This is a genomic window from Pseudomonas sp. WS 5079 (assembly GCF_012985465.1).
Taxonomy (GTDB): Bacteria; Pseudomonadota; Gammaproteobacteria; order Pseudomonadales; family Pseudomonadaceae; genus Aquipseudomonas.
On sequence record NZ_JAAQWN010000010.1, the window covers coordinates 1 to 14,313 of the forward strand.

14 protein-coding genes are annotated in these 14,313 nt (G+C 61.4%); 8 read left to right on the plus strand and 6 right to left on the minus strand.

The annotated features are described in order from the left end of the window. Nucleotides 1-339: 339 nt before the first annotated feature. Nucleotides 340-1,128, minus strand: a complete 789-nt coding sequence (locus HBO05_RS23810) for an IclR family transcriptional regulator (RefSeq protein WP_170043015.1) — start codon at nt 1,126-1,128, stop codon at nt 340-342. A gap of 119 nt (nt 1,129-1,247) precedes the next feature. Here HBO05_RS23810 and hmgA point away from each other — a divergent pair, with 119 nt between their 5' ends. The 4 genes from hmgA to HBO05_RS23830 all read left to right on the plus strand — a co-directional run bounded on the left by hmgA (nt 1,248) and on the right by HBO05_RS23830 (nt 5,947). Continuing rightward, nucleotides 1,248-2,531, plus strand: coding sequence for a homogentisate 1,2-dioxygenase (hmgA, locus tag HBO05_RS23815; protein WP_172314264.1), 1,284 nt, complete (start codon nt 1,248-1,250; stop codon nt 2,529-2,531). Nucleotides 2,532-2,534: 3 nt separating this feature from the next. Continuing rightward, nucleotides 2,535-3,833 (plus strand): fumarylacetoacetase, encoded by a 1,299-nt coding sequence (gene fahA, locus HBO05_RS23820; RefSeq protein WP_170043014.1) that lies wholly within the window; start codon nt 2,535-2,537, stop codon nt 3,831-3,833. Nucleotides 3,834-3,845: 12 nt separating this feature from the next. After that, a complete protein-coding gene (gene maiA, locus HBO05_RS23825) occupies nt 3,846-4,481 on the plus strand; it encodes a maleylacetoacetate isomerase (protein ID WP_172314266.1) in 636 nt (211 codons plus the stop codon). Nucleotides 4,482-4,591: 110 nt separating this feature from the next. Beyond that, entirely contained in the window at nt 4,592-5,947 is a 1,356-nt protein-coding gene (locus tag HBO05_RS23830; protein ID WP_172314269.1) for an aromatic acid/H+ symport family MFS transporter, read from the plus strand. Nucleotides 5,948-6,028: 81 nt separating this feature from the next. Here HBO05_RS23830 and HBO05_RS23835 read toward each other — a convergent pair whose 3' ends face one another. Then, nucleotides 6,029-6,832, minus strand: a complete 804-nt coding sequence (locus HBO05_RS23835; RefSeq protein WP_172314272.1) for a transglutaminase family protein — start codon at nt 6,830-6,832, stop codon at nt 6,029-6,031. A 185-nt stretch (nt 6,833-7,017) separates the two neighbouring features. Between HBO05_RS23835 and HBO05_RS23840 the strand changes: the two genes are divergently transcribed. Continuing rightward, the gene (locus HBO05_RS23840; protein ID WP_170043010.1) at nt 7,018-8,037 is read left to right on the plus strand and encodes a Glu/Leu/Phe/Val dehydrogenase; all 1,020 of its coding nucleotides are present in this window, start codon (nt 7,018-7,020) and stop codon (nt 8,035-8,037) included. Between the two features lie 53 nt (nt 8,038-8,090). Here the strand turns inward: HBO05_RS23840 and HBO05_RS23845 are convergent, their stop codons facing one another. Continuing rightward, nucleotides 8,091-8,351 carry a YebG family protein gene (locus HBO05_RS23845; RefSeq protein WP_003188807.1) on the minus strand — a complete coding sequence of 87 codons (261 nt, stop codon included), beginning with the start codon at nt 8,349-8,351 and terminating at the stop codon, nt 8,091-8,093. A gap of 333 nt (nt 8,352-8,684) precedes the next feature. On the opposite strand from HBO05_RS23845, the gene HBO05_RS23850 reads away from it, so the two are divergent. Beyond that, nucleotides 8,685-9,134 carry a phosphate-starvation-inducible PsiE family protein gene (locus tag HBO05_RS23850; RefSeq protein WP_169954913.1) on the plus strand — a complete coding sequence of 150 codons (450 nt, stop codon included), beginning with the start codon at nt 8,685-8,687 and terminating at the stop codon, nt 9,132-9,134. A 1-nt stretch (nt 9,135) separates the two neighbouring features. Here HBO05_RS23850 and HBO05_RS23855 read toward each other — a convergent pair whose 3' ends face one another. The 3 genes from HBO05_RS23855 to HBO05_RS23865 all read right to left on the minus strand — a co-directional run bounded on the left by HBO05_RS23855 (nt 9,136) and on the right by HBO05_RS23865 (nt 12,449). Beyond that, the gene (locus tag HBO05_RS23855; protein WP_169954914.1) at nt 9,136-9,453 is read right to left on the minus strand and encodes a DUF3509 domain-containing protein; all 318 of its coding nucleotides are present in this window, start codon (nt 9,451-9,453) and stop codon (nt 9,136-9,138) included. A gap of 269 nt (nt 9,454-9,722) precedes the next feature. After that, entirely contained in the window at nt 9,723-11,012 is a 1,290-nt protein-coding gene (locus HBO05_RS23860) for a serine/threonine transporter (protein WP_169954915.1), read from the minus strand. A 60-nt stretch (nt 11,013-11,072) separates the two neighbouring features. Then, entirely contained in the window at nt 11,073-12,449 is a 1,377-nt protein-coding gene (locus tag HBO05_RS23865) for an L-serine ammonia-lyase (RefSeq protein WP_172314274.1), read from the minus strand. Between the two features lie 137 nt (nt 12,450-12,586). On the opposite strand from HBO05_RS23865, the gene HBO05_RS23870 reads away from it, so the two are divergent. Together HBO05_RS23870 and HBO05_RS23875 are read left to right on the plus strand one after the other, a co-directional pair. After that, nucleotides 12,587-13,534, plus strand: coding sequence for a LysR substrate-binding domain-containing protein (locus HBO05_RS23870; RefSeq protein WP_172314276.1), 948 nt, complete (start codon nt 12,587-12,589; stop codon nt 13,532-13,534). A gap of 212 nt (nt 13,535-13,746) precedes the next feature. Continuing rightward, complete coding sequence (locus HBO05_RS23875) at nt 13,747-14,154, plus strand: HPF/RaiA family ribosome-associated protein (protein ID WP_099167987.1); 408 nt, start codon at nt 13,747-13,749, stop codon at nt 14,152-14,154. The last annotated feature ends 159 nt before the right edge of the window (nt 14,155-14,313 follow it).

Below are 14,313 nucleotides of genomic sequence, written 5' to 3' on the forward strand. Positions count from 1 at the left end.
CCTGACCCACCGCCATCGCGGGCAAGCCCGCTCCCACAGGGGATCTCGGCTGGGCACAGGACTTTGCACACACCACACACCAACTGTGGGAGCTGGCTTGCCTGCGATGACGGTGTATCAGTCGCAGAATGTATCACCTGACCCACCGCCATCGCGGGCAAGCCCGCTCCCACAGGGGATCTCGGCTGGGCACAGGACTTTGCACACACCACACACCAACTGTGGGAGCTGGCTTGCCTGCGATGACGGTGTATCAGTCGCAGCATGTATCAACTGACCCACCGCCATCGCAGGCAAGCCAGCTCCCACATTGGCCTGTGTGCATTCAGTATGGGTGGATCAGGGTTGATAACCCATCCGCCAACTCACCGCCTGGCTCGCCGCCAGCAATTGCCGGGCCGCCGGTCCATCTTCATCGGCATGGAACAACGATGTCGGCCCCACCACCGTCATCACCGCCACCACCTGGCCCATGGCATTAAAGACCGGCGCCGACAGCGCATCGACCCCGGGCATCAGCAAGCCATGCACAAAGTGCAGGCCCCGCTGGCGAATCTGCGCACAGGCCTGCCCATACGCCTGGTCGTCCGCCAGCGCATGGGCGGTGCCGGCCTGGATCTCCTGCGTGCGCAGGTCGACGGTTTCGCGCTCTGGCAAAAAGGCGCTGAACACCAGGCCCGTGGATGAGCTGAGCAGCGGCAGCACCGACCCCAGTTGCGTCACCACCGTGACCGCGCGTACCGCCGGCTCGATATGCACCACCGTTGCGCCGTGGTTGCCCCACACCGCGAGAAAGCAGGTTTCATTCAACTCGTCGCGCAGCTGCGCCAGGGGCAGGGTGGCGACTTTCAGCACGTCCATGCTGCCCAGCGCCGCCAACCCCACGCGCAAGGCTTCGCGGCCCAGGCCGTAATGGTTGGTGGCCGTGTTCTGTTCGGCAAAACCCGAGGCAATCAACGCCTGCAAATAGCGGTGGACCTTGCTCGCGGGCATCTGCACATGTTCGGCCAGGCGCGACAGGGACGTGGCCGGCGACAGTTCGGCCAGGGCCTTGAGGATGTCGGTGCCGACTTCGGCCGAGCGGACTTTCTGTTTACCGGTGTCGCGGGGGGCGGGGGGCTTTTCCATGGAGAGCGTGTGTCCGAAAGACGAATGGCGGTCTTTATAGCTTGACGGTCGATACGGAGCAAATTACGTTATGCGTAACTGGATTACGATAAAAACAACTTCCTTACTGAGGACGATCCATGACCCTCGATTACCAATCGGGCTTTGGCAATGAATTCGCCAGCGAAGCCTTGCCAGGTGCACTGCCGGTCGGCCAGAACTCCCCGCAAAAAGCGCCCTACGGGCTGTACACCGAACTGTTCTCCGGCACCGCCTTCACCATGGTGCGCAGCGAAGCGCGGCGTACCTGGATGTATCGCATCCAACCGTCGGCCAATCACCCGGCATTCATCAAGCTGGAACGACAACTGGCCGGTGGCCCGCTGGGCGAGGTGACGCCCAACCGCCTGCGCTGGAACCCGTTGGATGTACCTGCACAACCCACCGACTTTATCGACGGCCTGGTCGGCATGGTGGCCAACGCCGGCGCCGAGAAACCCTCCGGCATCAGCATCTATCACTACCGCGCCAACTGCTCCATGGAGCGGGTGTTCTTCAACGCCGACGGCGAACTGTTGATCGTTCCCGAGCAAGGCCGCCTGCGCATCGCTACTGAACTTGGGGTGCTGGAGGTCGAGCCGCTGGAAATCGTCGTGCTGCCACGGGGCCTGAAATTTCGCATCGAATTGCTGGATGCCCAGGCTCGCGGCTACGTCGCCGAAAACCACGGCGCGCCGCTGCGCCTGCCGGACCTGGGGCCGATTGGCAGCAATGGCCTGGCCAACCCCCGGGACTTCCTGACCCCGGTCGCCCACTACGAAGACCTTTCACGGCCCACGCCGCTGGTGCAGAAGTTCCTCGGCGAGCTGTGGGGCTGCACCCTCGATCACTCGCCGCTGAACGTGGTGGCCTGGCACGGCAATAACGTGCCGTACAAATATGACCTGCGCCGCTTCAACACTATCGGCACAGTGAGTTTCGATCACCCGGATCCGTCGATCTTTACCGTGTTGACCTCGCCTACCAGCGTCCACGGCCTGGCCAATCTCGACTTCGTGATCTTCCCGCCGCGCTGGATGGTGGCCGAAAACACCTTCCGGCCACCGTGGTTCCACCGCAACCTGATGAACGAATACATGGGCCTGATCCAGGGCGCCTACGACGCCAAGGCAGAAGGTTTCCTGCCCGGCGGCGCGTCGCTGCACAGTTGCATGAGCGCCCACGGCCCGGATGGCGAGACCTGCACCAAGGCCATCGCCGTGGACCTGGCGCCGCACAAAATCGATAACACCATGGCCTTCATGTTCGAGACCAGCCAGGTGCTGCGCCCGACCCGCTTCGCCCTGGACTGCCCGCAACTGCAAAACACTTACGACGCTTGCTGGGCCACGCTGCCGGCAACCTTCAACCCGAATCGGAGATAAACCATGACTCAGTCCACTCTCACCCGTAGTTGGGTGGCCTCGGCCAACGGTCACCCGGATTTCCCCTTGCAGAACCTGCCCCTGGGCATCTTCAGCCTCACCGGTTCGGCACCGCGCAGTGGCGTGGCGATTGGCGAGCATATTTTTGATCTGCAAGCGGCCCGTGACCTGTTTGACGGTGAAGCGCGCCGCGCCATCGATGCCATGGCGGACGGCCAACTGAACGCCTTCTTCGAACTGGGCCGTGGCCCACGGGTGGCACTGCGCGAACGCCTGCTGGAACTGCTCGCCGAGGGCAGCAGCCAGCAAGCCAAGCTGCAAGCCCTGGGTACCCAAGTGTTGCCACTGGCCGCCGATTGCCAGATGCACCTGCCAGCGAAAATCAACGATTACACCGACTTCTACGTCGGCATCGAGCACGCGCAGAACGTCGGCAAACTGTTCCGCCCGGACAATCCGTTGTTGCCCAACTACAAGTACGTGCCAATTGGTTACCACGGCCGCGCGTCGACGATCCGCCCGTCCGGCACCGAGGTGCGCCGGCCCAAGGGCCAGACCCTGCCAGCCGGCCAGACCGAACCGACCTTCGGCCCGTGCGCACGCCTGGACTACGAACTGGAACTGGGCATCTGGATCGGCCAGGGCAATGCCATGGGCGACTCGATTGCCATTGGCGATGCCGCCGAGCACATCGCTGGCTTCTGCCTGCTCAACGACTGGTCGGCCCGCGATATCCAGGCCTGGGAGTACCAGCCGCTGGGGCCGTTCCTGTCGAAAAGCTTTATCACCAGCGTCTCGCCCTGGGTGGTCACGGCCGAAGCCCTGGAGCCGTTCCGCAAGGCCCAGCCCGCACGCCCGGCTGGCGATCCACAACCGCTGCCGTACCTGCTGGACACCCGTGATCAGGCCGCTGGCGGCTTTGATATCGAACTGGAAGTGCTGCTGACCACCGCCGCGATGCGCGAGCAGAACCTGGCGGCCCATCGCCTGACCCTGAGCAACACCCAACACATGTACTGGACCGTGGCGCAAATGGTCGCGCACCACAGCGTCAACGGCTGCCAGTTGCAGGCCGGCGACCTGTTTGGTTCGGGCACCTTGTCGGGCCCGGAAGCGGGGCAGTTCGGCAGCCTGCTGGAAATCACCGAAGGCGGCAAAAAGCCGATCGAGCTGGCCTCCGGCGAAGTGCGCAAGTTCCTTGAAGACGGCGACGAAATCATCCTGCGCGCCCGCTGCACGCGTGATGGATTTGCCTCCATCGGCTTCGGCGAATGCCGTGGCACCGTGGTCGCCGCGCGCTAAGGGGGCGAGGGGATGGAACTCTATACCTACTACCGTTCCACATCGTCCTACCGGGTGCGCATCGCCCTGGCGCTCAAGGGCCTGGACTTTACCGCGCTGCCGGTCAACCTGCTGGTGCCCAAGGGCGGCGCCAACCGCCAGCCCGAATACCTGGCGATCAACCCCCAGGGCCGTGTCCCGGCCTTGCGTACCGACGAGGGCGAACTGTTGATCCAGTCGCCGGCGATCATCGAGTACCTGGATGAACGTTATCCACAGGTGCCGCTGCTCGCCAAGGACCTGGCAGCCCGCGCCCATGAGCGCGCGGTGGCCTCGATCATCGGTTGTGACATTCACCCGTTGCACAACTCCAGCACCCAAAACCTGTTGCGCCAATGGGGGCATGACGAGGCGCAATTGCTGGAGTGGATCGGGCACTGGATCAGCCAGGGCCTGGGCGCCGTGGAGCAATTGATCGGTGACCAGGGCTATTGCTTCGGTGACCAGCCAGGGCTGGCGGATGCGTTTCTGATCCCGCAGTTGTACGCGGCAGAGCGCTTCAAGGTGGCACTGGATGGCTACCCACGAATCCTGCGCGTCGCGGCGTTGGCTGCCAAACATCCTGCATTTATCCAGGCCCATCCCTCCAACCAACCTGACACCCCCTAACCCCTGCAGGAGCCGGCTTGCCGTCGATGGCGCTTCACCTGATACACCGCCATCGCCGGCAAGCCGGCTCCTACAGGCGGATATCCAATAAAAAAAACAGGTACCTTGCGATGCACAATCAGATTGCCAGCTTTCGCGCGGCACTCGACGCCCGTCCGGTGTCGCGCTACCAGTGGTTGATTCTCCTGTTGTTGGCGTTGTTGCTGGTCACCGATGGTTACGATGCCCAAGTGTTGGGCTACGTGGTCCCGGCCCTGGCCCAGGACTGGGGCCTGGAAAAAGCCGCCTTCGGCCCGGTGTTCAGTGCCAACCTGCTGGGGCTGACCTTAGGTTCCCTGGCCGTGACGCCCCTGGCGGACCGCTTCGGCGTGCGCCGCATCCTGCTCGCCTGCGTACTGATCTACGCCAGCCTCACGGTGCTGATGGTATTCGCCAATTCCCTGAACACGCTGATGGCCGCGCGCTTTATCTGCGGCATTGGCATGGGTGGCGCGATGCCCAGTGCCATGGCCTTGATGTCGGAATATTCGCCACCGCGTATGCGCACGTTGATGGTGACGCTAGCGGCCTGTGGTTTCTCGTTCGGTGGCGCGGCGGGTGGTTTTGTCGCGGCGGGTTTTATCGACAGTTTCGGCTGGCAGGCGGTGTTCCTCGCCGGTGGTGTGACGCCGTTGCTGCTGTTTCCCTTCCTGGTATGGCTGCTGCCTGAATCCTTGCCACGTTTGTTGCGCGATGCGCCGCCCTATGCGCGCCTGCAGAAAGTCACGGCGCGCATGCTGCCTGGTTGGCAGGCGCCGGCGGCCAACGAAGAACAGAATCGCCAGGAGCAGGGCAGCAAGCTGACGGTGGTGGAGTTGTTTCGCAATGGCTATGCCCGGCCGACGCTGCTGATCTGGTCGACCTTTTTTGTCAGCCTGATCCTGCTGTACTTCATGATCAGTTGGTTGCCGTCACTGCTGCTGGAAAGTGGCATGGCCTTGAACAAAGCCAACCTGGTGACCTCGATGTTCCTGTTCGCCGGCACGTTGGGCGCGATTGGCATGGCGTGGTTCGCTGATCGCCTGAAAAGCAAGGTCCGCCTGCTCTCCGGTGTGTTGGCGGCCGCGGCGGTGTGCACGATTCTGCTGGGGCTCAATCACGACAACCCGCGTTACCTGGTGGCGTTTGTGTTTGCGGCGGGCTTTTGCATCATCGGTGGCCAGTTGACCCTCAATGCGTTTGCCAGCAACTTTTACCCGGCCCATGTACGTGCGACGGGCACGGGCTGGGCGCTGGGTGTCGGGCGGTTTGGTTCGATCCTCGGGCCGCTGTTTGGCAGCATGTTGCTGGCGATGCAGGTACCGGTGCAGCAGATTTTCTTCTTCTGCGCGATTCCAGCGGTGATCGCCGCGCTGCTGATCATTCAGGTGCGCTCCCCCGAGCCCAAGGCGCCGGTTGAGATCCTCCAGCACCGGCTTGAATCCTGAAGGGCAACCCCCTTATTTGTAGGAGCTGTCGAGCCCCGGCGAGGCGGCGATGAGGGCGACGCGGTTCACCGGTCGCCCCCTTTAATGCACCACCGCCCCAGGCGGCAAATGCCCCAGCCGCTCCGTCAGACGCAGCCGCTGCACCGGGTCTTCACTGAGCAACAGCGCGTGCTCAAGATCGAAGCGCTCGGCATTGGGGCAATCCAGGTGCTTGTACAGACTGGCCCGCGCCAGATAGTCGGCGGCGCTGGCATCGCCCAGTTCCAGCACGCGCTCGGCGTCGATCAGCGCCGCGAGGTGATTGTCATTGGCCAGGTGCAGTTGCCGCAGGTTGCGCGACAGCCGTTGCAGGATCAGCCGTGGCTCGGCGCTACGCAGGTGCTCGGCTTGCAGCTTGAGATTGGGGCCGTACTGACGTTGCAGCAATTCGCGGCAGTCGTTGGGGTACAGCCGCCGCCCGCCACAGGGGTCGAGCAAATGATCGGCACCGCTTACCCGTAGCAGGAAGTGCCCGGGGAAGTTGACCCCGACCATCGGGATCTCCAGGCGCCGCGCCAACTCCAGGGCAATCAGCCCCAGGGCCAAGGGCTGTCCGCGGCGGCGCTGCAACACCTTGTCCAGCAGCGCGGCGGCGGGGCGCAAGGGGGTGAAGTCATCCTGGGCGAACCCCAGGTCGTTCATTATCCGCAGCAACGGTTGGCCCAGCTCATCGGCCGGCAGCAGCGGCATGCCGAGGCTTACCTGCTGTTGCAGCACCGCGAAGTCAGCCAGGATCGCCCGTGGCTCCACGGCGGGGTCGTGCTCGGCAGCGATCCATAGGGCGGCTTCAAACAGCGCCGCAGGCGAGCGGTGCAGGCAGTCGAAAAAGGCTTGGCGGGGATTCATTGCATTCTCCGTCGGATGTCTCGTTTTAGCCTTGCCGAGAACTTTCGTCCAGCTTCTTGAGAACCAGCCTACTTGTTTATGTCACAAAGCCTGAAATTGCGGTCGGCTTATTCCCGCGTGCTCCGGCAATCTTTTACCGGCGGCCTATACTTGGCGACTACAAGAAGTGATTCGGGAGCTTGACGATGTTTGCTCTCATGCACAGCACCCGCCTTGAATCCCTGCACCTGAGCGTTGACCCGGTGAGCGGGTTGAAGGCGGTCATTGCCATTCACAGCAGTCGCCTGGGGCCGGCCCTGGGCGGCTGTCGCTACCTGGCCTACCCCGACGACGAAAGCGCCGTGGCCGACGCCGCGCGCCTGGCCCGAGGCATGAGCTACAAAGCCGCGCTGGCCGGCTTGCCGGTGGGCGGCGGCAACGCTGTAATCATCCGCCCGGCCCATGTGGAAAGCCGCGCCGCGTTGTTCGAAGCCTTCGGCCGGTGCATCGAGCAACTCGATGGCCGCTACATCACCGCCATCGACAGCGGCACCTCCGTGGCAGACATGGACTGCATCGCCCAGCACACGCGCTTTGTCACCAGCACCACCGCCGCCGGCGATCCGTCTCCCCATGCGGCCATGGGCGTATTCGCCGGCATCCGCACGGCCGCCATGGCCCGCCTGGGCAGCGACAACCTGGAAGGCCTGCGTGTGGCAATCCAGGGCCTGGGCAACGTCGGCTACGCCCTGGCCGAACAACTGCACGCCGCTGGCGCCGAATTGCTGGTGAGCGATATCGACCCTGGCAAAGTGCAACTAGCCATGGAGCAACTGGGCGCCCACCCGATTGCCAACGACGCCCTACTCAGTACCCCATGCGACATTCTCGCGCCGTGCGGCCTGGGCGCTGTCCTCAACCGCCAGAGCGTCGCCCAACTGCGCTGCGCCGCCGTGGCCGGTTCCGCCAGCGCGCAGCTGACCCACCTGCAAGTGGCCGACCAATTGGAAGCGCGCGGCATCCTCTACGCACCGGACTATGTGATCAACTCCGGCGGCCTGATCTACGTCGCCCTCAAGCACGGTGGCGCGGACCTGGCGACCATCACCGCGCACCTGTCCAACATCGGCACACGCCTGACCGAAATCTTCGGCCACGCTCAAGCCGAAAAACGCTCACCCGCCCGAGTGGCCGATGAACTGGCCGAGCGCCTGCTGTACGCCTAGCCCTTATTAAAAAGGCCCTGAATCAACGATCCAGGGCCTGTTCAATTCGGGCTTTATTCCGCCGCCGGGTTCAGCAACTCGGACAACGCATCTGGCTGGCTCTTGAACGCCTTGGCAAATACATCGCGATTCTTCGCCATGTAGATCCCGGCTTCCTCCACCTGCTGCTCGCTCAGGGACGGCACGGCTTTTTGCAACACTTCTGCCAGCAACTCAGCGAGTTCAAGCATCTTGTCATGACGGTCAGCTTCGGCTTTATCCATGAACAAACGCTCCAGATCTCGGCTGCTGCGGTATACCACTTCGACGGCCATTCACCACCTCACATGCCTTCACGATAGTTGTCTATTGCGACTACTGTATTTATATACAGCTAAAAGGATAAGCCAATCCAGGGGGTTTGGGTAGCAGCTTTTTAATGTAGTTGGGAAATGGGGTTTGTCAGATGTCAGTGCCGCAGTCGCAAACCCCAAAAGGCAAGAGTAAGTGTCTCATGTCATTCCACCATCATCTCATTCTGCAATCTCTGGCCTTCTTTCTGCATGCAGAGAAATCGTCATGCCAAACGGGCATTATCCCCCGCGAGTCGAAGCATGGCTTAGGCAGTGGCAAATAGTTGGCTATTTTTTAAACAGTGGTGGTGAGCAATGACAGAAATGAAGTGGGCCGACAAAGTGCGCAAAAGCCTGCACGCGAATGCAGATTCCCTGGGCAATCTGGCGGTGGAGGCGTTTCACTACCTCGCGCTTTTTGGTATCGGTGCAATCACCGCTTATGCGGCAATAATGACCTTTATCGACATGTTGCAAAAAGGCGGCATCAGCGTTGATGACATCCTGCTGCTGTTTATCTACCTGGAGCTGGGCGCCATGGTGGGGATCTATTTCAAGACCAACCACATGCCGATCCGCTTCCTGCTGTACGTGGCGATCACCGCATTGACCCGCCTGCTGATCGGCGACGTGTCCCACCACAATGCCCCGGACCTGGGGATTATTTACCTGTGTGGCGGGATTCTGTTGTTGGCGTTCGCCATCCTAGTGGTGCGTTTTGCCTCGTCGCGTTACCCATCAGTCAAGGAAAAATCCGACTCCTGAGTCAGAGCCCGGCTGTGATTGGCGGCCGGGTGCTCGGCGGGCGCTGCAACAGCTTGTGACTGTCGCCGTCGGTCATCACTGCCAAAATCTCCATGGCGCTGTGCCCCTGTTCAATGGCAATGCCAAATTGCACGCTTTGCACCAGGCGTTTGAGCCGTTGTGGGTCGTTGCGCTGTTCGGCGCTGATCATGCGTTTGGCAACTACGCCGCTGTCGTCGGACAGGGTCAGCATGATGCTGCCGTCCAGGCGCTGGATGCTCAGGTTGACCCGGTATTGGGGGGTGAACGTGTCGGTGATCAGCTGAAAAGGATTGTCCATGGTGCGTTACCGCCTGATAAGAACATGCACTGATTGACGACCGGTATGGCGATTGGTTCGTGTTGCCTGACCACCGGTCGCAAGCTCCGTTTTCCTTCATGGGGTGTACAGCAAGGGCCGTGCCGTACAGCTATTTTTCTGACAACGAGTTGTCCCTGTGGGAGCGGGCTTGCCTGTGATTGCGGTGGATCAGCCAACCATTGCGTGACTGATGTACCGCTATCGCGGGCAAGCCCACTCCCACAAGTTGATCTTTGCAGTGGGCTGTTTCAGGGCACCAGCGAGAAAATGACCGCAGACAGCGCAATCAGCCCCACCAACACCACAAACACATTCGACACCTGGCCCGAATACTGGCGCAAAGATGGCACGCGCCGGATTGCGTACATCGGCATCAGGAACAGCAAACACGCAATGATCGGCCCGCCGAGGGTTTCGATCATGCCCAGGATGCTTGGGTTGAACGTGGCCACGGCCCAGCAGCTGAGGATCATGAACACCGCGGTGCAGCGTTCCAGCCAGCGCGCCGACAGGGTGCGGTTGCGGCCACGCAGGGATTTGACGATCAGGCCCTGGAAGCCTTCGCTGGCGCCGATGTAGTGGCCGAGGAAGGATTTGGTGATGGCCACCAGCGCGATCAATGGCGCGGCGTAGGCAATAACCGGGGTTTGGAAGTGGTTGGCCAGGTAGGACAGGATCGAAATGTTCTGCGCCTTGGCGGCGGCGAGGTCGGCGGGCGACAGTGCCAGCACGCAACTGAAGCAGAAGAACATCACCGTCAGCACCATCATGCCGTGGGCCATGGCCAGGATGCCGCTGCTCTTGCGTTCGGCTTGGGCGCCGTACACGCGTTTCTGGTCCACGGCGAAGGCCGAGATGATCGGCGAGTGGTTAAACGAAAACACCATCACCGGGATCGCCAGCCACAGGGTCTTGAAGAACACCGGCAGGGGCATGCCCTCGCTGGCCGAGGCGAAGAACGCGCCGTTCCAGTTGGGGATCAGGCTCAGCGCCAGCAGCAGCAAGGCGGCGACGAACGGGTAGACCAGCACGCTCATGGCCTTGACGATCACGCCCTGGCCGCACCGCACAATGGCCATCAGACCGAGGATCAGCACCAGGGACAGGATCGCCCGTGGCGGTGGGGTCATTTGCAGTTGGTGTTCCATGAAGCTGCCGAGGGTGTTGGTCAGCGCGACGCTGTACACCAGCAGGATCGGGAAGATGGCGAAGAAGTACAGCAGGGTGATCAGCTTGCCGGCACCGACGCCGAAATGTTCTTCCACTACGTCAGTGATGTCGCCGGATTTGCCTGACAGCACAAAGCGCGTCAGCCCACGGTGGGCGAAGAAAGTCATGGGGAAGGCCAGCAGCGCCAGCACGATCAGCGGCCAGAAGCCGCCGACCCCGGCGTTGATCGGCAGGAACAGGGTGCCAGCACCGATGGCGGTGCCGTAGAGGCCCAGCATCCAGGTGGTGTCGTGTTTGCTCCAGCCGCTCGTTACGGTTTGTGTGGCAGAAGCGGGATTTTCGGCAGCAGGTGTACGTACATCGGTCATCGTTATTGCCTCGTTATTATTTTTGCGCGGGCTCACGTATGGGGCGGGTAGGCGTGCTCCTCAGCACTCCACCCAGCTGACCGCCAGGCCGCCCCGTGAAGTTTCTTTGTATTTGTCATGCATATCGGCGCCGGTATCGCGCATGGTGCGGATCACCCGGTCGAGGGAAATGAAGTGCTTGCCATCGCCGCGCAGGGCCATTTGCGTGGCGTTGATGGCTTTGACGGCGGCAATGGCGTTGCGCTCGATACAGGGCACCTGGACCAGGCCGCCCACGGGGTCGCAGGTCAGGCCAAGGTTGTGCTCCAGGCCGATTTCGGCGGCGTTTTCCAGTTGCTCGGGGGTGGCGCCAAGGATATCTGCCAGGCCAGCGGCGGCCATGGCACAGGCCGAACCGACTTCACCCTGGCAGCCGACTTCGGCACCGGAGATCGAGGCGTTTTTCTTACACAGGATGCCGACGGCGGCTGCGGCCAGGAAGAAGTTGACTACATCGTCGTCGGACGCGTCGGCATTGAACTTCATGTAGTAGTGCAGCACTGCTGGGATGATCCCGGCCGCGCCGTTGGTCGGTGCGGTGACCATGCGCCCACCGGCGGCGTTTTCTTCGTTGACCGCAAGGGCGAACAGGTTGACCCATTCCATGGCCGACAAGGTCGAGGTGATCACATTCGGTTTGCCGATTTCCAGCAGGCTGCGGTGCAGCTTGGCGGCGCGGCGCGGCACATCCAAACCGCCGGGCAAGATGCCTTCATCGCGCAGGCCTTGCTCGACGCACTCGCGCATCACCGACCAGATATGCAGCAGGCCGCTACGGATTTCTTCGTCGCTGCGCCACGCGCGTTCGTTGGCCATCATCAATTCAGAAACACGCAGGCCATGCTTGTTGCACAGGGCCAGCAGTTCGACGGCGCTGGAAAAGTCGTAGGGCAGTTCTACATCGCTGGTGGGAGCAATACCCGACTCGGCTTCCGCTGCCTCGATAATGAAACCACCGCCCACCGAGTAGTAGGTCTGTTCGCTCAACAGGCCGTTTTTGCCGTAGGCATGCAGGGACATGGCGTTGGGGTGGTAGGGCAGGCTTTCCTCCAGCAGCAGGAGATCGTGCTGCCAGTTGAAGGAGATTTCTTGGGTGCCGGCAAGCAACAAGCGGCCAGATTCGCGCAACTGCTGGATGCGCGGCCCGATGGAGGTAGGGTCCACTCGATCAGGCCATTCTCCCATCAACCCCATTACGCAGGCACGGTCGGTGGCATGGCCCACGCCGGTAGCCGACAGTGAACCGTACAGGCGCACTTCCACGCGCTGGGTTTGCTCCAGCAATTGTTGGTCGGTGAGGGCCTGGGCGAAGGTTGCCGCTGCCCGCATGGGGCCGACGGTATGGGAGCTCGACGGGCCAATGCCCACCTTGAATAGATCAAAAACGCTGATAGCCATGCTAAAGCCTTACAAGCAATGGAGTAGGAATCGCTGCCATGTTTTGTAGGACAAGCGGAAGTGGCGCGATACTGAGCCTCTAGATCGGCACTGACCAACGAATTATCCTAAGACACCCTTTAGCAGGACTAAACTCTATGGCTCGCCCGCTTCATGCCCAGACCTATGTCTGGTTGCACGTATTTGCCTGCGCCGCACGGCATTTATCCTTCACGCGCTGCGCCGAAGAACTGCACATCACGCCGGGGGCGGTCAGCCAGCAGATTCGCCAATTGGAAGAACGCCTGGGCTTTCGCCTGTTTCATCGCCGGGCGCGTGGCGTGGAGCTGAGTGCCGAGGGGCAGCGGTTGGCGATTACGGTGAGTGAGGCCTACGGCAGCATCGATGCCGAGTTGCAGCGCCTGGATGCGGGGATGATCAGCGGCACCTTGCGCCTGCGCTCGATTCCGTCATTTCTCGGTAAATGGCTGACACCGCGCCTGCCGCGTTTGCAGCAGCGTTTCCCGGATATCCAACTGCGCCTGGTGGCCGAAGACAGCAGCATTGCCCTGCACGAAGGCGACTTCGACCTGGCCATCGACCTTAACGACGGCAGCTATCCGGGTTTGTTATCCACAGCCTTGCTCGATGAGCAGATATTCCCGGTGTGCGCGCCGAGCCTGCTGCGCGGACGGCCGCCGTTGCACGGTCCGGCCGACCTGGCCCACTTCCCGCTGTTGCACGACATCACCGCCTGGCGTGGGAGTTATGAGTACGCCGAGTGGGAGTTTTACCTGAATGCTATCGGCCATCACGACGCCGACGTGCGGCGCGGGCATACCTTCAACCGCAACCACCTGACCATCGAGGCCGCCATTGCCGGCATGGGCGTGGCGATTGCCCGGCGTACCCTGCTCAATGACGAATTGGAGCGCGGCACCCTGATCGTGCCGTTCGGGCTCGCGGTGCCGAATCACAAGCGCTACGTGCTGTTGTATGCGCCAGGCGCGCTGAACCATCCCGGCGTGCGTGCGGTGCATGACTGGCTGGTGGAAGAGGCGGGGATTTTTCGCGGATTGCACCCCTTGGGAGAGGGGCAATTGTGAGGATTTGCCTGGGTGGGCGGGTGCACCCAACTCCCGACCATAACAGCGCTTTGGGCGATTGTCAGACTTAATTTGTAATGTAGGATTTATCTTTGAATAGGGGTTGAATTGTTCCCTCAGGTGCTCAATTGTGTAATCAAGAGGTCATGGTTTCACCGCATCGGTGTTGCAGTTGTGACCTCTGGCGAGCTAGCTGAAATAAGGGAAACACTATGCAAATCCTAGTCAACAGCGATAACCATATTGAAAGCAGCATCCGACTGGAGGAGTGGGTACGTACTACCATTGAGAGCACGCTCGAACGTTATGAAGAAGACTTGACCCGCATCGAAGTCTTTTTGAAGGATGAGAACGGCGACAAGCCGGGCCCACACGATTTAAGTTGCCGCCTGGAAGCGCGGCCAAAGGGTCATCAACCGATTTCGGTCATCCATAAAGCCGACACCCTGGAACAAGCCATCGACGGGGCGGCCACCAAGCTGGATAACGCGCTGGAGCATCTGTTCGGCAGATTGCAAGGCAAGCCGCGTGCAGAGAAACGCACGCCCAACAACCAAGTCGATGAAGCCGGGCTTGAAGAGGAATTCCTGGAAAACGAACAGGCTGCGCTTAACAGCTGATTGCTGAATGTTTTTCAACCCCATACAAAACGGGCCTGCAGATGCAGGCCCGTTTTTTTGTGGCGAATATATATCAAATGTGGGAGCTGGCTTGCCTGTGATGGCGATCTGCCATTTACTGAAGTTGCAGCTGACCCACCGCCATTGCAGGCAAGCCAG